We start from the raw sequence: 19,310 nt of genomic DNA, 5'->3' as shown, positions 1-19,310 counted from the left end.
GTAGCTGATGACTGACCAAGCACCCACCATCGACCAACTGCTCAAAACCCTCGATCACGCCATGCTCGCCGACCGCCACCGCTTGCGCCGGCAGTTGCTTGAGCTGCGCAAGAAACCCGATGAGGACAAGCTGGCGCAGTGGGTGGCGCGGATGCAGGCATCCTGTGCCCAGGTCACGGCGCGGCGCGCCAGCCTGCCGGTGATTCGCTACGACGACAGCCTGCCGATTGCCGCCAAGCGCGATGAGATCAAAGACGCGCTGCTCAAACACCAGGTGTTGATCATTGCCGGCGAGACCGGCTCGGGCAAGACCACCCAGTTGCCGAAAATCTGCCTGGAAATCGGCCGCGGCCAGTACGGCCTGATCGGCCACACCCAGCCGCGCCGGATCGCAGCGCGCAGCGTCGCCAGCCGTGTCGCTGAAGAGCTGGCCACGCCATTGGGCGCCTTGGTCGGCTATCAGGTGCGCTTCGAAGACCAGAGTGATTCCAACACCCTGATCAAACTGATGACCGACGGCATCCTGCTGGCCGAAACCCAGAACGACCGTTATCTGGAACGCTACGACACGATCATCGTCGACGAAGCCCATGAACGCAGCCTGAACATCGACTTCCTGCTCGGCTACCTCAAGACCCTGCTGCCGCGTCGCCCTGACCTGAAAGTCATCATCACCTCGGCGACCATCGACCTGGAGCGCTTTTCCAAGCACTTCGACGATGCGCCGATTGTCGAGGTCTCGGGCCGTACTTTCCCGGTGGACACCTGGTATCGCCCACTGACCCTGGAACAGGACGAAGAGGGCAACCGCGTCGAGGATGACTTGACCGTCGACCAGGCGATCCTCGCCACCCTCGATGAAATCGCCGCCTATGAGCGCAGCGAGCGACGCAGCCCCGGCGATGTGCTGGTGTTTCTGCCCGGAGAGCGCGAGATTCGTGATGCCGCCGACATGCTGCGCAAGGCCCAGCTCAAGCACACCGAGATTTTGCCGTTGTACGCACGGCTGTCACCGGCCGAGCAACAGCGCATTTTCCAATCCCACCCAGGCCGGCGCGTGGTACTGGCGACCAACGTTGCGGAAACCTCGCTGACGGTGCCGGGCATTCGCTATGTGATCGACAGCGGCACGGCGCGCATCAGCCGCTACAGCTACCGCGCCAAGGTGCAGCGCCTGCCGATCGAGGCGATCTCCCAGGCCAGCGCCAACCAGCGTAAAGGCCGTTGCGGCCGGGTTGAGCCGGGCATTTGCGTGCGCCTGTACAGCGAAGAAGATTTTATCGGGCGCCCGGAATTCACCGACCCGGAAATCCTGCGTACCAACCTCGCCGCCGTGATCCTGCAGATGCTGCACCTGCGCCTGGGCGAAATCACCGATTTCCCGTTTATCGAACCGCCAGATGGCAAGGCGATCAGCGACGGTTTCAACCTGCTGCAGGAACTCTCGGCGGTGGACCGTAACAGCCAACTCACGCCGTTGGGCCGCCAGCTTGCACGCTTGCCGGTGGACCCGCGCATGGGCCGCATGTTGCTCGAAGCGGCCAAGCTGGGCAGCTTGCAGGAAGTGCTGATCGTGGCCAGCGCCATGTCTATCCAGGACCCGCGCGAACGCCCACCGGAGCGTCAACAGGCCGCCGACCAGGCCCACGCTCAGTGGAAAGATCCGGATTCGGACTTCGCCGGGCTGGTCAACCTGTGGCGCGGCTTTGAAGAGCAGCGCCAGGAACTGACCGCCAGCCCGCTGCGCAACTGGTGTCGCAAGAACTTCCTCAACTACCTGCGCCTGCGCGAGTGGCGCGACTCCCATCGCCAGTTGAGCCTGATCTGCCGCGACATGCAGCTGAACATCAATAAAGAGCCTGCGGACTTCCCCAAACTGCACAAGGCGGTGCTGTCCGGCCTGCTCAGCCAGATCGGCCAGAAGACCGAAGACGGCGATTACCTCGGTGCGCGGCAGCGGCGTTTCTGGATCCACCCCTCGTCCGGTATCGGCAAGAAGCGCCCGCAATGGCTGATGACTGCCGAGCTGGTGGAAACCACCAAGCTCTATGCGCGCATGGTGGCGAAGATCGATGCCGACTGGATCGAGCCGCTGGCCGGGCACCTGATCAAGAAAAACCACTTCGAGCCCCATTGGGAGAAGAAGCGCGGCCAGGTGGTGGCGTTTGAGCAGATCACCCTGTTCGGGCTGATTGTGGTCGGGCGCCGGCCGGTGCATTACGGGCCGATTGACCCGGTGGTGTCTCGCGAGTTGTTTATTCGTGAGGGCCTGGTACGCGGCGAGATTCAGTCCCGGGCCAAGTGTCTGACGGCTAACCAGCAACTGCTGGAGCAACTTGACGAACTGGAAGCCAAGGCGCGCCGTCGCGACATCCTCGCCGACGAAGAAACCCTCTACGCGTTCTACGATGCGCGCCTGCCAGCGGAGATTCACCAGACCGCTACGTTCGACAGCTGGTACAAGGTCAACAGCCAGAAAGACCCGCACCTGCTGATCATGCGCGAAGAAGATGTGCTGGCCCGCCAGGCCAGTGAAGTCACCGCTGCGCATTATCCGGACACCTTGCACCTGGGTGACCTGGCGTTGGCCTTGAGCTACCACTTCGAACCCAACCACCCTCGCGATGGCGTCACCCTGCGTGTACCTGCGCCGTTGCTGCCGGCGTTGCCGGCCGAGCGCCTGGAGTGGCTGGTGCCGGGCGTGATCGAAGCCAAATGCATCGCGTTGGTACGCAACCTGCCCAAGGCATTGCGCAAGAACTTCGTGCCGGTGCCGGACTTCGTCAAGGCGGCGCTGCAACGCATCGAATTCGGCCAGGGCTCGCTGCCCCAGGCGCTGGGGCGCGAGTTGCTGCGCATGACCGGTGCGCGGGTCAGCGATGAAGCCTGGGCTGAAGCGGCGCAGCAGGTAGAAAGCCACCTGAAGATGAACCTGGAAGTGGTCGACGGCCAAGGCAAGTTCCTTGGCGAAGGCCGCGACCTGGCCGAACTGACCGCACGTTTTGCAGAGGCCAGCCAGGCCGCGTTGGCCGTACCGCAAACCGCGAAAAGCCAACAGCCGGTAGAAGCCAAGGTGTTCGCGGCGGTGGCTGAAAAGACCCAGCAAAACATCGCCGGCCTGTCGATGACGGTGTACCCGGCGCTGGTGGAAGAGAACGGCACGGTCAAGGAAGGGCGTTTCTCCACCGCCGCCGAAGCCGAGTTCCAGCATCGCCGCGCGTTGCAGCGCCTGCTGATGCAACAACTGGCGGAACCGGCGAAATTCCTGCGCGGCAAATTGCCGGGCCTGACCGAGCTGGGCTTGATGTACCGCGAACTGGGGCGTATCGACGCGTTGGTGGAAGACATTCTGCTGGCCAGCCTCGACACCTGTGTACTTGAGGGCGAAGAAAGCCTGCCGCGTGATGGCGCGGGCCTGGCTGCCCTGGCCGAGCGCAAGCGTGGCGGTTGGACCGAACACGCCGAGCGCCTGGCACGCCTGACCCTGGAGGTGCTGAAACTCTGGCACGGCCTGCAAAAGCGCTTCAAAGGCAAGATCGACCTGGCCCAGGCGGTGGCCTTGAATGATATCAAGCAGCAACTGAGCAACCTGGTGTACCCAGGTTTTGTGCGCGAAACCCCGGCGCAATGGTTCAAGGAGCTGCCGCGCTATCTCAAGGCTATTGAACTGCGCCTGGAAAAACTGCCGAGCCAGGTGCAAAAGGACCGCGTGTGGAGCAGCGAATTGGGCGGCCTGTGGGCTCAATACCAGAACCGCTTGAACAAGCACGCCCAGGAAGGCAAGCGTGACCCACAGTTGGAGCTGTACCGCTGGTGGCTGGAGGAATACCGGGTGTCGTTGTTTGCCCAGCAGTTGGGCACCAAGGTACCGATTTCCGATAAACGCTTGAGCAAGCAGTGGAGCCAGGTAGAGCCCTGAACCTTTCCCGGTTTCCCGATCCGGGCAGGGCCAAATGTGGGAGGGAGCAAGTCGAATCGTCGCACCGCCCCTCCCACATTCAAGGTGTTTGTCTGGCCTATAGCGCCAAATCTCCAGGGTTGTGGCAAACTTCGCGGTTACAAGATTGAATAAAGCGTCGCCAGTTTGATGCCTGCTGGACGGAATCAAACGACTTTAAGTTTGGTACGACGGTACCAATATCTTCTGCCTGACAGATTTAGAGGAACGACCGTGCATAACGTCGTCATCAGCGGCACTGGCCTGTACACCCCGGCCAACAGCATCTCCAACGAAGAGCTGGTGCAGTCTTTCAATGCCTATGTGCAACAGTTCAACGCAGACAACGCCGCCGCCATCGAGCGTGGCGAGGTGCAGGCGCTGACGGAGTCGAGCGCGGCATTCATCGAAAAGGCATCCGGCATCAAGAGCCGTTTTGTGATGGACAAGGACGGCATCCTCGATCCGCAGCGCATGGCGCCACGCCTGCCCGAGCGTAGCAACGACGAATGGTCGGTGCTCTGCCAGATGGCGGTCGGCGCCGCCGAACAAGCCCTGCAACGTGCCGGCAAGACCGCCGCCGACATTGATGGCGTGATCGTTGCCTGTTCCAACCTGCAACGTGCCTACCCGGCGATTGCCATTGAAGTCCAGGAAGCCTTGGGTATCCAGGGCTTCGGTTTTGACATGAACGTGGCGTGTTCTTCGGCCACCTTCGGCATCCAGAACGCGGCCAACAGTATCCAGTTGGGCCAGGCCCGGGCGATCCTGATGGTCAACCCGGAAGTCTGCACCGGCCACCTGAACTTCCGCGATCGCGACAGCCACTTCATCTTCGGTGACGCCGCCACTGCGGTGATCCTGGAACGCGCTGACCTGGCGACGTCCGAGCACCAGTTCGATGTGGTGAGTACAAAGCTGCTGACCAAGTTCTCCAACAACATCCGCAACAATTTCGGCTTCCTCAATCGCACGGCGGAAGAAGGTGTCGGTGCCCCCGACAAGCTGTTCGTGCAGGAAGGCCGCAAGGTGTTTCGCGATGTCTGCCCGATGGTGGCCGAATTGATCGGCGCGCACCTGGCGGAAAATCAGTTGAGTGTGACCGATGTGAAGCGCTTCTGGCTGCACCAGGCCAACCTGAGCATGAACCACCTGATCGTGAAAAAGCTGCTGGGGCGCGACGCGTCGGTGGAAGAAGCGCCAGTGATCCTCGATACTTACGCCAATACCAGCTCGGCCGGCTCGGTGATTGCGTTTCACACTTACCAGGATGACTTGCCCAAGGACTCGGTTGCCGTACTCAGCTCCTTTGGCGCCGGGTATTCGATTGGCAGTGTGATCCTGCGCAAACGCTGATTGTGTGGGGGCTGGCTTGCGTGCGATGGCATCACTGTGGTGTGACTGATACACCGAGGTATCTGCATCGCAGGCAAGCCAGCTCCCACAGGACCGGGTGTGCACTTTTAAATAGAGGTTTGAATGGCAGCAGCGGACGACGCGCACCTGCTTGAACGCCTGCTCAAGGGTGAGCAGCGGGCCTACAAGGAATTGGTCACCACTTACCAGAGCGCAATGCGGGCGGTGGCCTACGCCATCGTCGGTCAGCGCCACGCCGACGAAATCGTGCAAGACGCCTGGGTTTCGGTCGTACGCAACCTGGCCAGATTCGAAGGGCGATCGAGCCTCAAGACATGGTTATTGACCATTACCGCCAACGCCGCCAAGGGACGTTACAAGCAGAATCGTCGGGAAGTACTGCTCGACGATTTGCCTTCGCCCCACGGCACCATTGGTGATGATCGCTTCAGCCCGGATGATGGCCATTGGGCCGTCGCCCCGTATGCCTGGCACCAGGACACCCCTGAAGCGCTGCTGACCGAAGATGAACTGCGCAAATGCCTGGAGCATACGATTCTGAGTTTGTCCGAACTGCAAAGCAGCGTGCTGGTGTTGCGTGAACGCCAGGGTCTGGAACTGGAGGAAATCTGTAATCTTCTGAGCCTTTCGCTCTCCAACGTTCGTGTGCTCCTGCATCGAGCACGGCTTAAAGTCTTTGCTACGGTGGAGCATTTTGAGGAGACGGGCGAATGTTGACCTGTAAAGAGCAAGTAGCGCGCTCCAGTGACTATCTGGATGGTCAATTGACCTTCCGTGAACGTCTGATGGTGCGTCATCACTTGATGTTCTGCCCGAACTGCCGACGATTTATCCGGCAGATGCGCCTGTTGCAGGCGACGCTCAAGCGTATGCCGCAGGAGCCGGTGGACGGTGCTGATGCGCTGGCTGAACAGATGGCAGCCGAGCGCCGTAAGGATATGTAGGAGCGAGCTCACCAAGCTCGCTCCTACAGTAACGGTTAGAACTTGGCTTCAGCATCCAGCTGCAGGGTGTTGGTGTTGGCATCCCGCTGGGTACGGCTGGCGTAGTCCGCCTTGGTCAGGAAGTAGGTGGCGCCCAGGGCGAAGTTCTTGTCGATGTCGTAGCTGACCTTCATCTTGTGGCCGCGCGAACCGGTGGTACCGTTGGCGAAGTCCGAATCGGTGAACGCGCCTACGACGGCATTACGCTGAACATCGCGGTAGTTGTAGTCCAGGTTGAAACCGAACACCTTGGACTTGGCACCCAGCAACCACGCGGTGTCCTGGTCGGTCACGGCATCGTTGTTTTTCACGTATTGGCCGTAGAACGACAGTGGCACTGCCAGGCCGCCGATGTCTGCCTGGGCAAAACCTTCGTACAGGCGGAACTCGTTGTTGGCCGAGTTGCCGTTGACCGCCAACGCGCAAGGTGTGGTAGTGGTTGTGCAGCGGCTGTCCTCGTCATTTTTGTAGGCGTAGACGCTGCCGCCCAGGGTCATTTTCAGGTTGTCGGTGACCGAGAAACGCGTACCCAACTGGCCGGACGTCAGGCGCAGGTCGTGGCGGAACTGCACGCCGTCGCCGTCGACGTTGTCCTTGAGGTTGTAGTTACCCAGGCTGCCGAACAGTTCGGCGCTGCTGCCCAGTGGGTATTTGTAGGTGACGGCCAGGCCTTCAGGGTTGATATCGCTATCCCAGATCACGTCGCCCATGTTTACCCAAGGCTGAAGCATCTTGCCGCCGATCACGTGCAGGTTCTTGATCTGGTCCGGGTGGTAGTCGATGTAACCGAGGTCCAGCCAGATCGATTTTTTATCGAAGTAGCCGTCCTGATCCTGGTTGGTAGAACGCGCATCGTCACCACCGCCGGTGGCGATACGGATACCGGTGTCCACCTGCGGGTTGATTTCGGTGTAGGCACCCAGGCGGGCGCGGATACGTTGACGGTCTTTGTCACGCCCACCGTTGTTGGGTTCGCCATCAATCTTGATGGTTTCCTGGCGGAAGCGTACATCACCCTTGAATTGAGTCTTGGCGGCCCAGGCCAGCTTTTGGTCGAAGCTGCTCAGCTCGTTGGTTTTTTTCGCAGTGGCTGCGATCTGCTCGTTGGTCTCTTGCTGAGCTTGGCGTGCGATCTGCTGTTCTTTCTGGTCCTTGGCCAGTTCCGCTTGCAGTTCTGTGTACTGCGACGCGGTGATCTGGCCGTTGGCCTTGAGCATGTCGAGCAATTTAGCGTCGACTGCAGCGCTGGCCGGTACGCTCAGGGCCAGCAACAGGCCGCCACACAGGAGCGCCGCAGTTTTAGTGGAAGCAAGACGCATATCAATCTCCGAAAGTGAGGAGGGATGGCAAACCATCCAGGACACAACCGACCCATGACGGACGGAAAAAATGTCGCCCGGTAGATCCGGACGCTCTAAAAACTGGCGTCAGTATCGCGACCGTTTATGACGGAGTAGTGGCTAAGTGATTTCATGTAGATGACAGCTTGTAACGAGAAGGAACTAACGCTTGGGCGTTCTGTCGGCGCGTTTTGCAGATGTACGCCAGGCTGCGATAAGCGATACTGCCCAGGCTTTCATGCCGCGAAACAATGAGGATGTCGATGCCACTGCAACGCCTGGACAGCCTGTCCGCAATCGCTGCTCACACTTGGGATGCCCTGGTGCCGCAGGCCCAGCCTTTTGTGCGGCATGGGTTTTTGAGCGCGCTGGAAGACAGCGCCAGCCTGGGCCCGCAAACAGGCTGGCAGGCGGAACATCTGCTGCACTGGGAAGGCCCGCGTTTGGTGGCGGCATTACCCAGTTACCGCAAGTGGCACTCTTATGGCGAGTACGTGTTCGACCATGGCTGGGCCGACGCCTGCGAGCGTGCCGGCATTGATTACTACCCGAAGCTGCTGACAGCCGTGCCGTTCAGTCCGGTCAGCGGGCCGCGTTTATTGGCCGCCAGTGCCGAAGACGGCTTTGAGTTGCTCAAAAGTTTGCCGGGTTACCTGGAAATCGAAGGGCTCTCCAGCGCCCATATCAATTTCACCGACGCTTTGGCCGACGACGCCTTGGCCCGGCAGCCCGACTGGATGCAACGCCTGGGCTGCCAGTTTCATTGGCAGAACCGTGGCTATCGCGACTTCCAGGACTTCCTTGATGCCTTGAGTTCACGCAAGCGCAAGCAGATGCGCAAAGAGCGTGAACAAGTGGCCGGGCAGGGCATCGAGTTCGAGTGGCTGCAAGGTCATCAATTGAGCGAGGCCCAATGGGATTTTGTTTATGCCTGCTATGCCAACACCTATGCGGTGCGCCGCCAAGCGCCCTATCTGACACGGGCGTTTTTCAGCCTGTTGGCCGAACGTATGCCCGAGGCGATCCGCGTGGTGCTGGCCAAGCAAGGCCCGCGTCCGGTGGCCATGGCGTTCAGCTTGATCGGTGGCGACAGCTTCTACGGCCGCTACTGGGGCTGCCTGGGGGAGTTCGACCGGCTGCATTTCGAAACCTGTTTCTACCAGGGCATGGACTACGCCATCGCCCACGGCCTGCAACGCTTCGATGCGGGGGCCCAGGGCGAGCACAAATTGATTCGCGGGTTTGAGCCGGTGATCACGCGGTCCTGGCACTACCTGCGCCATCCGGGGCTCAAGAGTGCCGTGCACGACTTTCTTGAACGTGAACGGGTGGGGATTCTGGCGTATGCCGAAGAGGCGAGGGCGGCTTTGCCTTATCGGCAACCTGACAGCAAGTGAAACACCTTGTAGGAGCGAGCTTGCTCGCGAAGAACGCTTAGGCGAAGCGGGCTGCATCTGGAAGCCTGCGTCATCGTTGACGTTTTTCGCGAGCAAGCTCGCTCCTAGAGGGGGTTGGTCAGGCAGGCTTTTCTGCGCCCAACCATCGGTACGTAATGCCACCGATCACCGCGCCCAGGATCGGCGCAAGCCAGAACAGCCACAACTGTTCGAGCGCCCAGCCGCCGACAATCAACGCGGGCCCCGTGCTGCGGGCCGGGTTGACCGAGGTGTTGGTGACCGGGATCGAGATCAGGTGGATCAGCGTCAGCCCCAGGCCAATGGCGATGGGGGCAAAGCCCGCGGGGGCACGGCGGTCGGTAGCGCCCAGGATGATCAGCACGAACATCGCCGTCATCACCAGTTCACAGACCAATCCTGCTGCCATCGAGTAACCACCGGGTGAGTGTTCTCCATAGCCGTTGGAGGCCAGGCCACTCGCCAGTTCAAAGCCGGGTTTGCCGCTGGCAATAAAGTACAGCAGCGCAGCGGCGATGGTGGCACCGATCACCTGAGACACGATGTAGGCCGGCAACTCTCTGGCCGGAAATCTTCCGCCCACTACCAGCCCCACCGAAACGGCCGGGTTGAGGTGACAGCCGCTGATGTGCCCGATGGCAAACGCCATGGTCAGCACTGTGAGCCCGAAGGCCAGGGCCACGCCGAGCAGGCCGATTCCGACATTGGGGAACGCTGCGGCCAGCACCGCACTCCCGCAACCGCCCAACACCAGCCAAAACGTACCCAGCCCTTCCGTTACGGAACGTTTGAACAGTGACATGAACACTTCCTTAGATTGCTCTATCTGATTAACGGTCTGTGAAGCTTCCCTGCCGACTAAATCAGGGCCCTCCTGGGGCCTGATTGCAGTACAGCAGGATTGTGTCGCAAGACCAGTTCGATAGAGAAAACTGTCAGAATTGTTCGGAATTGCCCGGGCACCTATCCAATGAAATCAGTCTATTCCGACGAATCCGCCGGTCTGGTGCTGCCATAACCGCGAATAAAGCCCGCCCTGCGCCAGCAACTCGGCATGGCTGCCGCTTTCGGCAATCTGGCCTTTCTCCAGCACTACCAAGCGGTCCATTCGTGCGATGGTCGACAACCGGTGGGCGATCGCAATCACGGTCTTGCCCTGCATCAGGGTTTCCAGGCTCTCCTGGATTGCCGCTTCCACTTCCGAGTCCAATGCCGAGGTGGCTTCGTCCATGATCAGGATCGGTGCGTCCTTGAGCAGCACGCGGGCGATGGCGATACGTTGACGTTGGCCGCCAGAGAGTTTCACCCCGCGCTCACCGACATGGGCGTCCAACCCGGTGCGGCCCTCGGAATCCGACAACAGCGGGATGAACTCATCGGCGCGAGCCTTGTGCACCGCAGCCCAGAGTTCTTCCTCGGTTGCGTCGGGCTTGCCATACAGCAGGTTGTCACGGATCGAACGGTGCAGAAGCGATGTGTCCTGGGTGATCATGCCGATCTGTGCACGCAGGCTTTCCTGGGCCACTTCGGCGATGTTCTGGCCGTCGATCAGGATGCGGCCGCCCTGCAGGTCGTAGAGGCGCAGCAGCAGGTTGACCAGGGTCGACTTGCCCGCGCCGGACGGGCCGATCAAACCGATCTTTTCCCCGGCCTTGATGTTGAGGTTGAGGCCGCCAATGATCCCGCTCTTCTTGCCGTAGTGGAAATCCACCTGCTCAAAGTGCACTTGGGCATTGGGGACTTTCAGGCGCGGGGCGTTTTCACGGTCGGTCACGGCCAGTGGCTGGGCGATGGTTTTCAGGCCGTCCTGCACGATGCCGATATTTTCGAAGATGCCATTGACCACCCACATGATCCAACCGGACATGTTGACGATGCGGATAACCAAGCCAGTGGCCAAGGCAATCGCACCGACGGAAATCAGCGACTGCGTCCACAACCACAGGGCCAGGCCGGTGGTGGTCACAATCAGCAGGCCGTTCAAGATACAGATCACGGTGTCCATGCTGGTGAGCACACGGGCGGCCAGTTGGGTTTTTTCGGTCTGCTCGATGATCGCTTGCTTGGCGTATTCCTGTTCATTCTGCGTATGGGCGAACAGTTTCAAGGTGGTGATATTGGTATAGCCGTCGACAATTCGGCCCATCAATTTGGAGCGCGCCTCCGAGGAAATCACCGAGCGCTCCTTCACGCGCGGTACGAAGTAACGCAGGGCCAGGCTGTAGCAGATGATCCAGGTGATCAGCGGGATCATCAGCCGCCAGTCGGCCTCGGCAAACAGCACCAGGGCACTGATGGCATAGATCGACACGTGCCAGATGGCTTCTGCCGTCGCCACTGCCGAATCACGCAAGGAGTTGCCGGTTTGCATGATCCGCTGGGCGATGCGCCCGGCGAAATCGTTCTGGAAAAAGTTCAGGCTCTGCTTGAGCACGTAGCTGTGGTTCTGCCAGCGAATCAGGCTGGTCATGCCTGGGTTGATGGTCTGGTGCACCAGCAAGTCATGCAGGCCGTTGAAAACCGGGCGCAGCAGCAGGGCGACCACGGCCATCCAGATCAGCTCGGCGCTGTGGATCTGGAAGAAATTCGCCGGTGGTGTGCCCTGGGCCAGGTCGATGATGCGGCTCAGATAGCTGAACAGCGCCACTTCGATAAGCGCACCGACCAGCCCCACCACCAACAGTGCGGCGAAGCAGGGCCAGACCTGGCGCAGGTAATAGAGATAGAAGGGCAGGACTTTTTCGGGAGGGGCCGCGCTGGGAGCGTCGCGGAAAATATCGATCAGTTGTTCAAAGCGACGATAGAGCATTGGGTTTGACGCCCGCCGGGCGGGCTCTCCTTTCAAATGCGCGCGGTGCCGTGTGGGCACCACGCGAAGCTACCTGCAGACCTCAGTCGATGCGCTTGGCCGACTTGATCAACACAGGATCGATTGGCACGTTCTGCATGCCTTGTTTGGTGGTGGTCTGGGAGTTGACGATGATGTCGACCACATCCATGCCCTTGACCACTTTGGCGAACACGGCGTAACCGGCATCGCGGCCCGGGTCGAGGAAGGCATTGTCGGCTACGTTGATGAAGAACTGGCTGGTGGCCGAGTTCGGGTCATTGGTGCGGGCCATCGACAGCGTGCCGCGCACGTTATGCAGGCCATTGCTGGCTTCGTTCTTGATCGGTGCTTCAGTCGGTTTTTGCGACATCTGCTGGGTGAACCCGCCGCCCTGGACCATGAAGCCCGGGATCACGCGGTGGAAAATCGTGTTGGTATAGAAACCCTTGTCGACATAGGTGAGGAAGTTCTTGGTGCTGATCGGCGCCTTGACCGGGTCCAGTTCGATTTCAATGTCGCCATTGGTGGTGGAGATCAATACGTGGGGCGCCTTGGCCGGTTCGGCCGCCATCAGGTTGGCAGCGAACAAAACAGAACCGGCAAAGAAGGCGATTTTTTTCAGCATGGGTCAGTGATCCTGGGTAGTGGTTTCGACTGTCTTTAGAAAATCGAGCAAGGTCGCGTTAAAGACTTCGGGTTGATCCAAGGGCGTGGCATGGCGGGAATCTTCGATCACCACCAGTCGCGCATCGGGCAGCAGTTTTACATAGATTTCTTTCTGCGCCACGGGGGTGTAGTCGTGGTCGGCGCTGATGACCAGGGTTGGACAGGTAATTCGCGAAAGTTGTTCCTGCACGCCCCAGCCCACAATCGCGTCGAAGCTGGCGAGATAAGCACGTTTGTCGTTGCTTGCCCAGCGTTCGGCCATCTTGCGGCGCAGGTCGGCCTGGGCAGGTTTGGGAAACAGTCGTTCGCCCAGGGCGTTGCCGATGGTGCGCAGGCTGAGTACGCGGGCCAGGGTCCAGCGTTTGGCCCACTGCCAATAGTCACTTGCGCTGTGCACCTTGACTTCGGGCGCGCTGTTGACGATGCACAGGCTTCTGACTCGCGCAGGGTCGTCCACCGCCAGTTGGAAGGCGATCATGCCGCCCATGGATAAACCCACAACGTGGGCGGGCGGCAGGTCCAGGTGCTCGATCAGGGCGAGCAGGTCGAACGTGAAGCCCTGGATGCTGTAGCGCTCGCGGGGCTTATCGGAGCGGCCATGCCCACGCACGTCGACCACGATCAGGCGATAGTGCCGAGCCAGTACCGGCACTTGCAGCTCCCAATCCTGGCTACTGGAGCCCAGGCCGTGGATCAGGATCAGCGGCGCGCCGTGGCCGTATTCCTCGTAGTGCAGGCTGCAGCCTTCGTGGTCGAACCAGGCCATGGATGAACTCCGTTTCAGGCTTGTCGGGGAGCGGCGAAAGGCGCGTCCAGGGGAGCGGTGTCAAACGTGCGTAGCAGCTCCACGAGAATCTGCGTCGCCGGCCCCAGGGGTTTGTCTTTGTTGGAGTAGAGATAGAACGTCGGGTGACGGCTGCCGCCTTGTTCCAGGGGCAGTTGCTTGAGTACACCTTCGGCCAGTTCGCGCTCGATCATGTGCCGTGGCAGCCAGGCAAAGCCCAGGCCGCTGCCCACGAAGGCGGCGGCGGTAGCCAGGCTGCCGACGGTCCAGCGCTGTTCGGCGCCCAGCCAACCCACGTCGCGCGGTTGCTGGCGGCCGGAGTCGCGGATGACCACCTGCATCTGGCTTTCCAGGTCCTGGAAACTCAGCTCGCGATTCATGCGGTGCAACGCATGTTCGGGGTGGGCCACGGCGATAAATTCCACATCGCTCATTTCGGTGCCCAGGTAACCGGGGATACTGAAACCGCAAATTGCCAGGTCGGCTACGCCTTCGATCAGCAGTTCTTCGACGCCGGACAACACCTCTTCACGCAAGCGCACGCGGCAGCCGCGACTTTGCGGCATAAACGCAGTCAGGGCGCGCACCAGGCGCGCATTGGGATAGGCCGCATCCACTACCAGGCGCACTTCGGCCTCCCATCCCTGTTCCATATGATGGGCAAGGTCTTCCAGTTGACTGGCGTTCTTCACCAACTGCCGGGAGCGACGCAGCAGCACTTCACCGGCCTCGGTCAGCACCGCTTTGCGCCCGTCGATGCGCAGCAGCGGCACGCCGAGTTGATCCTGCATACGAGCCACGGTGTAGCTCACCGAGGATTGCGAACGGTGCAGCGCTTCAGCCGCCTGGGCGAAGCCGCCATGGTCAACCACGGCCTGCAACGTGCGCCATTGATCGAGGGTAACGCGGGGCGCTTTCAAGATGAGCTCCTCTTGTCCTAAGCTGGCGGTCCTTATTGGAGACTGCCGAATGAGAAAATTGTGTTGTGTGTTGCTGGCGCTGCTGCCGATGAGCGTATTTGCCTACCCTATCGACGTGACGAAAAAGATCGATGGCGTCAGCATTGATTACACCGCCTCCGACGTGGACGCAGACATCAGCTCGATTCAGCTGAACAACTACGGCACCCAGGATGCTGTGTGTTCGGTAATCTTCACCAACGGCCCGGAATCGCCGCGCCGTCGCACCGTGAGCGTGCCAGCAGGCAAAAGCACCAACACCACGGTCAAGTTCAACCGCTCCATCATCAAGATGCGCATTGCCTTGGACTGCAGCCCCAAATAAAGCGATAGCGGAGCCTTTCTACAGGAGTACTCCGCTTATAAACAAATTTATAGATGGGTTATAGCAGTTTTTTGCGCTTTTTTATCGAATGAGCCCTGGTTAATCTTTTCTCCATCGACTTACAACATTCACCGATGGAGCCTACATAGCCATGTCCAACGTTCTGATCATCGAAAGCAGTGCGCGCCAGCAGGATTCTATCTCTCGCCAGCTCACGCAACAGTTCATCAGCCAATGGCGGGCTGCCCACCCAGCCGATCAGATCACCGTGCGCGACGTGGCACTCAACCCGGTTCCACACCTGGACGCCAACCTCCTTGGCGGCTGGATGAAACCTGAAGATCAGCGTAACGACAGCGAGCAGGTATCCCTGGAGCGTTCCAACGCATTGACCGACGAATTGCTCGCCGCCGATGTGTTGGTAATGGCTGCACCGATGTACAACTTCGCCATCCCCAGCACCCTCAAAGCCTGGCTGGATCACGTCCTGCGCGCCGGCGTAACGTTCAAGTACACCGCCACCGGGCCGCAGGGCTTGCTGACCGGCAAACGTGCCATTGTGCTTACCGCCCGTGGCGGCATTCACACCGGGGCCACCTCGGACCACCAGGAACCCTACCTGCGCCAGGTGATGGCCTTTATCGGCATTCACGACGTGACCTTCATTCACGCCGAAGGGGTGAACCTGAGCAGCGACTTTCAGGAAAAAGGCATCAACCATGCCAAAGCCCTGCTCGCACAGGTGGCGTGATCCGTTAATCGCCAGATAATCGCGGGCTGTTTATATAACGCCACGCCAACCCTTCAAGTACGCGTATCGAACCTCCCTTTGCACTTGTTGCTCCTGAGTGCTCCTGCCCGACTGCCGCTTTAGCGAGGTCGGGTTTTTTTTGCCTTGAGTTTCTTCAAGGCTGGAAAAGCTTTAATGTCGCGCCCATTCGAAACGAGGCGCGCATGGGCTATTTACTGGTTGTCACCCTGATTCAGGCATTTTCCTTCAGCTTGATCGGCGAATACCTCGCCGGTCACGTCGACAGCTACTTCGCAGTGCTGGTGCGCGTGGTGCTGGCCGGGCTGATCTTTATCCCGCTGACGCGCTGGCGCTCGGTGGAGCCTGCGTTCATGCGCGGCATGTTGGTGATCGGTGCATTGCAGTTCGGCGTGACCTACGTATGCCTGTACTTGAGCTTTCGCGTGCTGACGGTGCCGGAAGTGCTGCTGTTCACCATCCTCACACCGCTGCATGTGACCCTGATCGAGGACGCGCTTAATCGGCGCTTCAATCCTTGGGCACTGGTCGCGGCCCTAGTGGCGGTGGGCGGTGCGGCGGTGATTCGTTTCGATCAGATCACCCCGCACTTCCTGATGGGATTCTTGCTGCTGCAATTGGCCAACTTCACCTACGCCGCCGGGCAAGTCATGTACAAGCATCTGGTGGCGCGTTATCCCAGTGACCAACCGCACTTCCGGCGTTTCGGCTATTTCTACCTGGGCGCCTTGTTGGTGGTGTTGCCGGCGTTCCTGCTGTTCGGCAAGGCTGACTTCTTGCCGCAAGCGCCGCTGCAATGGGGCGTGCTGGTGTTCCTTGGTTTGGTCAGCACCGCGCTGGGCATGTACTGGTGGAACAAGGGCGCCTGTCTGGTCAATGGTGGCACCCTGGCGGTGATGAACAACCTGCATGTACCGGTGGGGCTGCTGTTGAACCTGCTGATCTGGAATCAGCATGAGCCGCTGGGCCGTCTGGCCCTGGGCGGCCTGGTGATTCTGGGCGCGGTGTGGATCAGTCGGCTCGGCGCACGCCAGGCGCGGGCGGCGCTGTCATCGTGATCACCACTTTGCCTTTGGCGCGGCCTTGTTCGACATAGCTCAGGGCTTGGGCTGTGGACTCGAAAGGGAAGGTGCGGTCGATCACCGGCTTGATAATGCCGGCTTCCACCAGCGCGGTCAGTTCATCCAATTGGGCGCCGCTGGCGCGCATGAAGAGGAAGTCATAACGCACGCCTTGTTTGCGCGCTTTGCGGCGGATACCGCTGCTCAACACGCCCATGACCAGGCCCAATAGCCACGACAGCTGCTGCTCGCGAGCAAACGCCCGCGTAGGTGGCCCGGAGATGGAGATAAGTTGACCGCCTGGTTTGAGAATGTCGAGTGACTTTGCCAGTGCGTCCGGGCCTAGGCTGTTCAAGACGACGTCATAATCATTGAGCAGGGTTTCGAAGTTTTGCTGCTTGTAGTCGATCACTACATCTGCGCCCAGTGCCTTGACCCACTCGACATTGGCGGTGCTGGTCGTCGTTGCGACAAATGCGCCCAAATGCCTGGCAAGCTGGATGGCGATACTGCCGACTCCGCCGGAACCGGCATGAATGAAGACCTTCTGGCCTTTTTTCAGCCTCGCTGTTTCAACCAGTACTTGCCATGCCGTCAATGCGACCAGAGGCAGGGAGGCGGCCTGCTCCATCGTGATGTTTGCAGGTTTGCGTGCCAGTGCGTCCTCGCGTACCGCAATCAGCTCGGCGAACGTGCCGATACGCTGCTGTGGAGGGCGGCCATACACTTCGTCACCCGGCTTGAAGCGTCGCACCGCGGCCCCGACGCTGAGCACCACGCCAGCCAGGTCATTGCCCAGTATCAACGGCAATGCATACGGCAGAATCAGTTTGAATTCGCCCTTGGCGATTTTTGCATCCAGAACGTTGACGCTGCTGGCATGTACTTGAACCAGCACGTCATGCTCACCCACCACTGGTGTTGGCGCTTCGGTGATGCGACCGGTCTGTTTGCCGTAACGTTCGATGGAAAATGCCTTCATGGTTCAACGCTCATCGCTTCGAGAGGAAGGGCAGGCGCATAGAGCGCGCCTGCAACCGGTTGATCAGGCTTGGGTCAGGTACCGCTCGGCAACCTCGGACTGCTTGATCTGCGACAGCAAGCCTTGTCGGGCTGCCTGCAAGGCATCCCAGCGTGCGCCGTCCTGCAAGGGCGGGATGGTCACGGGCTCACGACGGTCGAAACCGACCAGCGCCGCATCCACCAGGTCACCTACCTCCATCACATCTGTGAGAGTGTTGATGTCAATGCCCGCCCGGTCCCAGATCTCGGTACGCGTAGCGGCCGGTAGCACGGCTTGCACATAGACACCTTTGGCGCCCAACTCCAGGCTCATGCCCTGGGACAGGAACAGTACGAATGCCTTGGTCGCGCCATATACGGTCATGCCGAACTCCGGCGCCAGGCCCACCACCGAGCCAATGTTGATGATAGCGCCGTTGCCGGCTGCCGCCAGGCGTGGGGCAATGGCGCTGGCGAGCCGTACCAGCGCGGTGGTGTTGAGCGCGACCAATTGAGCGACGCTGTCGGTGGACTGTTCGATGAAGCTGCCGGACTGTGCGGCACCGGCATTGTTGACCAGCGTACCGATGCTGGAATCTTCGCGCAGGCGTGCTTCGACCGCTGCCAGGTCAGCGATCTGGGTCAGGTCAGCGGGGAGGATATCAACCGTGATGGCGTGCTCTTCACGCAGACGTGCAGCGAGCGCTTCCAGGCGCTTGGTATCGCGGGCGACCAGAACCAGGTCGTGACCACGCTGGGCAAAACGTTCGGCGTAGGCGGCACCAATGCCGGTCGAGGCGCCAGTGATGAGAACGGTCTTGGAAGTGCTCATGGTGTGATGCTCAGTGAGTGCAGGGAGGTTTTATGATGTCGATCATAATCAAAGCTGTCAACGGTTTTGATTATGATCGACATCATAGTAAGATCCCTCTATCGCAGGGCAGCAGGAGCGCATAGAAATGAAGATCACCAAGACGCAATCACAGAACAATCGAGCGCATATCGTCGCGACGGCTTCCGCGCTGTTTCGTGAACGCGGTTTCGATGGGGTGGGTGTGGCCGAATTGATGGCTGCCGCTGGTTTTACCCAGGGCGGCTTCTACAAGCACTTCGGCTCCAAGGCGGATTTGATGGCAGAAGCGGCCGCCAATGGCCTGGCGCAGTCGCTCGCCAGCAGCGTGGAGATGGAGGCGGGGGAGTTTTTCGAGGTTTACCTGTCCCGGCAGCACCGCGATCATCGCGGCGGCGGGTGCACGTTGGCGGCGTTGTGTGCAGACGCTGCGCGTCAATCAGGGACCCTCAAGGAAACCTTTGCCAACGGCTTGGAAAACACGCTGCAAGCGCTGGAGGCAAAGTACAACACGACGCAGGACGAGCCACAGCAAGACGTGCGCGCGAAAATGCTCAACAGGATGGCCCATGCCATTGGCGCAATCATGTTATCGCGGGCGTGCCCGGATGATTCCGCTTTGGCTGATGAAGTGCTTGAGGTTTGCCGCCGGGAGATTACGGTATCACTGCCGTAATCCCGTTCGGATCACTTCACGCCGTTTCGATGGCGGGTAGTTGCGCGGCCCCGGCCAACGCCGGCAATACGCCGGCGCGCAAGTCATTGCCACTCGGCTGCTGATACAGGGGGGGAGAAAGAGCTGGATCCAGACCCTTTGGATCGGGCGGAGCTTTAGATTTTAAGCGCTCCAATCCTGAGGCAAGCGATGAGGGCGTTGAATCCTACGCTGAGGCTCACTGGTTTGGTCACGCTTGGCGATTACCCATGTGAACTTCGACTCCGGGCGCGCTCTGCGGCCGTTAGGGATGCTCCGATCAACTTGCCGTATGCCGGCGGCCAGTCGCAATTTTCC

General features: G+C 60.1%; 17 protein-coding genes. 9 read left to right on the top strand and 8 right to left on the bottom strand.

The annotated features are described in order from the left end of the window. Positions 1 to 7 precede the first annotated feature (7 nt). From hrpA to E4O97_RS19040, 4 genes are all read left to right on the top strand, one after another. Positions 8 to 3,919, top strand: coding sequence for an ATP-dependent RNA helicase HrpA (gene hrpA, locus E4O97_RS19055; RefSeq protein WP_248161959.1), 3,912 nt, complete (start codon positions 8 to 10; stop codon positions 3,917 to 3,919). 252 nt (positions 3,920 to 4,171) lie between these two features. Further along, entirely contained in the window at positions 4,172 to 5,293 is a 1,122-nt protein-coding gene (locus tag E4O97_RS19050) for a beta-ketoacyl-ACP synthase III (RefSeq protein WP_248161957.1), read from the top strand. Between the two features lie 123 nt (positions 5,294 to 5,416). Continuing rightward, entirely contained in the window at positions 5,417 to 6,031 is a 615-nt protein-coding gene (locus tag E4O97_RS19045) for an RNA polymerase sigma factor (protein WP_005790248.1), read from the top strand. Further along, positions 6,025 to 6,258 (top strand): zf-HC2 domain-containing protein, encoded by a 234-nt coding sequence (locus tag E4O97_RS19040; protein ID WP_032879977.1) that lies wholly within the window; start codon positions 6,025 to 6,027, stop codon positions 6,256 to 6,258. Before E4O97_RS19045 ends, E4O97_RS19040 begins: the two co-directional genes overlap by 7 nt. 35 nt (positions 6,259 to 6,293) lie before the next feature. Here the strand turns inward: E4O97_RS19040 and E4O97_RS19035 are convergent, their stop codons facing one another. After that, positions 6,294 to 7,616, bottom strand: coding sequence for a putative porin (locus E4O97_RS19035; protein WP_005790244.1), 1,323 nt, complete (start codon positions 7,614 to 7,616; stop codon positions 6,294 to 6,296). A gap of 284 nt (positions 7,617 to 7,900) precedes the next feature. On the opposite strand from E4O97_RS19035, the gene E4O97_RS19030 reads away from it, so the two are divergent. Beyond that, entirely contained in the window at positions 7,901 to 9,034 is a 1,134-nt protein-coding gene (locus E4O97_RS19030) for a GNAT family N-acetyltransferase (protein ID WP_216091932.1), read from the top strand. A 118-nt stretch (positions 9,035 to 9,152) separates the two neighbouring features. Here E4O97_RS19030 and aqpZ read toward each other — a convergent pair whose 3' ends face one another. The 5 genes from aqpZ to E4O97_RS19005 form a co-directional block, all read right to left on the bottom strand. Then, on the bottom strand, positions 9,153 to 9,854 hold the full coding sequence (gene aqpZ / locus E4O97_RS19025) for an aquaporin Z (protein ID WP_005790241.1): 702 nt from the start codon (positions 9,852 to 9,854) through the stop codon (positions 9,153 to 9,155). 174 nt (positions 9,855 to 10,028) lie between these two features. Then, positions 10,029 to 11,861, bottom strand: coding sequence for an ABC transporter ATP-binding protein (locus E4O97_RS19020; protein ID WP_032879980.1), 1,833 nt, complete (start codon positions 11,859 to 11,861; stop codon positions 10,029 to 10,031). An 82-nt stretch (positions 11,862 to 11,943) separates the two neighbouring features. Then, positions 11,944 to 12,507, bottom strand: coding sequence for a peptidylprolyl isomerase (locus E4O97_RS19015; RefSeq protein ID WP_078822021.1), 564 nt, complete (start codon positions 12,505 to 12,507; stop codon positions 11,944 to 11,946). Between the two features lie 3 nt (positions 12,508 to 12,510). Then, entirely contained in the window at positions 12,511 to 13,314 is an 804-nt protein-coding gene (locus tag E4O97_RS19010; RefSeq protein WP_248161955.1) for an alpha/beta hydrolase, read from the bottom strand. 14 nt (positions 13,315 to 13,328) lie between these two features. Continuing rightward, complete coding sequence (locus E4O97_RS19005) at positions 13,329 to 14,252, bottom strand: LysR family transcriptional regulator (RefSeq protein WP_005790234.1); 924 nt, start codon at positions 14,250 to 14,252, stop codon at positions 13,329 to 13,331. A 49-nt stretch (positions 14,253 to 14,301) separates the two neighbouring features. On the opposite strand from E4O97_RS19005, the gene E4O97_RS19000 reads away from it, so the two are divergent. The 3 genes from E4O97_RS19000 (at position 14,302) to E4O97_RS18990 (ending at position 16,443) form a co-directional block, all read left to right on the top strand. Beyond that, the gene (locus E4O97_RS19000; protein ID WP_032879985.1) at positions 14,302 to 14,616 is read left to right on the top strand and encodes a hypothetical protein; all 315 of its coding nucleotides are present in this window, start codon (positions 14,302 to 14,304) and stop codon (positions 14,614 to 14,616) included. Positions 14,617 to 14,767: 151 nt separating this feature from the next. Then, positions 14,768 to 15,367 (top strand): FMN-dependent NADH-azoreductase, encoded by a 600-nt coding sequence (locus E4O97_RS18995; RefSeq protein WP_103733652.1) that lies wholly within the window; start codon positions 14,768 to 14,770, stop codon positions 15,365 to 15,367. 203 nt (positions 15,368 to 15,570) lie between these two features. Further along, positions 15,571 to 16,443 carry a carboxylate/amino acid/amine transporter gene (locus E4O97_RS18990; RefSeq protein WP_005790229.1) on the top strand — a complete coding sequence of 291 codons (873 nt, stop codon included), beginning with the start codon at positions 15,571 to 15,573 and terminating at the stop codon, positions 16,441 to 16,443. Here E4O97_RS18990 and E4O97_RS18985 read toward each other — a convergent pair. Both E4O97_RS18985 and E4O97_RS18980 read right to left on the bottom strand, forming a co-directional pair. Next, on the bottom strand, positions 16,397 to 17,428 hold the full coding sequence (locus E4O97_RS18985; RefSeq protein ID WP_248161953.1) for an NADP-dependent oxidoreductase: 1,032 nt from the start codon (positions 17,426 to 17,428) through the stop codon (positions 16,397 to 16,399). The two genes, E4O97_RS18990 and E4O97_RS18985, sit on opposite strands and share 47 nt — an antisense overlap. A gap of 63 nt (positions 17,429 to 17,491) precedes the next feature. Beyond that, positions 17,492 to 18,280, bottom strand: a complete 789-nt coding sequence (locus tag E4O97_RS18980; protein ID WP_103733654.1) for an SDR family oxidoreductase — start codon at positions 18,278 to 18,280, stop codon at positions 17,492 to 17,494. Between the two features lie 127 nt (positions 18,281 to 18,407). Between E4O97_RS18980 and E4O97_RS18975 the strand changes: the two genes are divergently transcribed. Continuing rightward, positions 18,408 to 18,974: a TetR/AcrR family transcriptional regulator gene (locus E4O97_RS18975; protein WP_248161951.1), complete on the top strand. Its 567-nt coding sequence runs from the start codon at positions 18,408 to 18,410 to the stop codon at positions 18,972 to 18,974. Positions 18,975 to 19,310 lie beyond the last annotated feature (336 nt).

This window comes from Pseudomonas sp. W15Feb34 (assembly GCF_023127765.1).
Lineage (GTDB): Bacteria > Pseudomonadota > Gammaproteobacteria > Pseudomonadales > Pseudomonadaceae > Aquipseudomonas > Aquipseudomonas synxantha_A.
The sequence above is the reverse complement of the archived record's forward strand: the minus strand, read 5'-3'. Positions and strand labels throughout refer to the sequence as shown.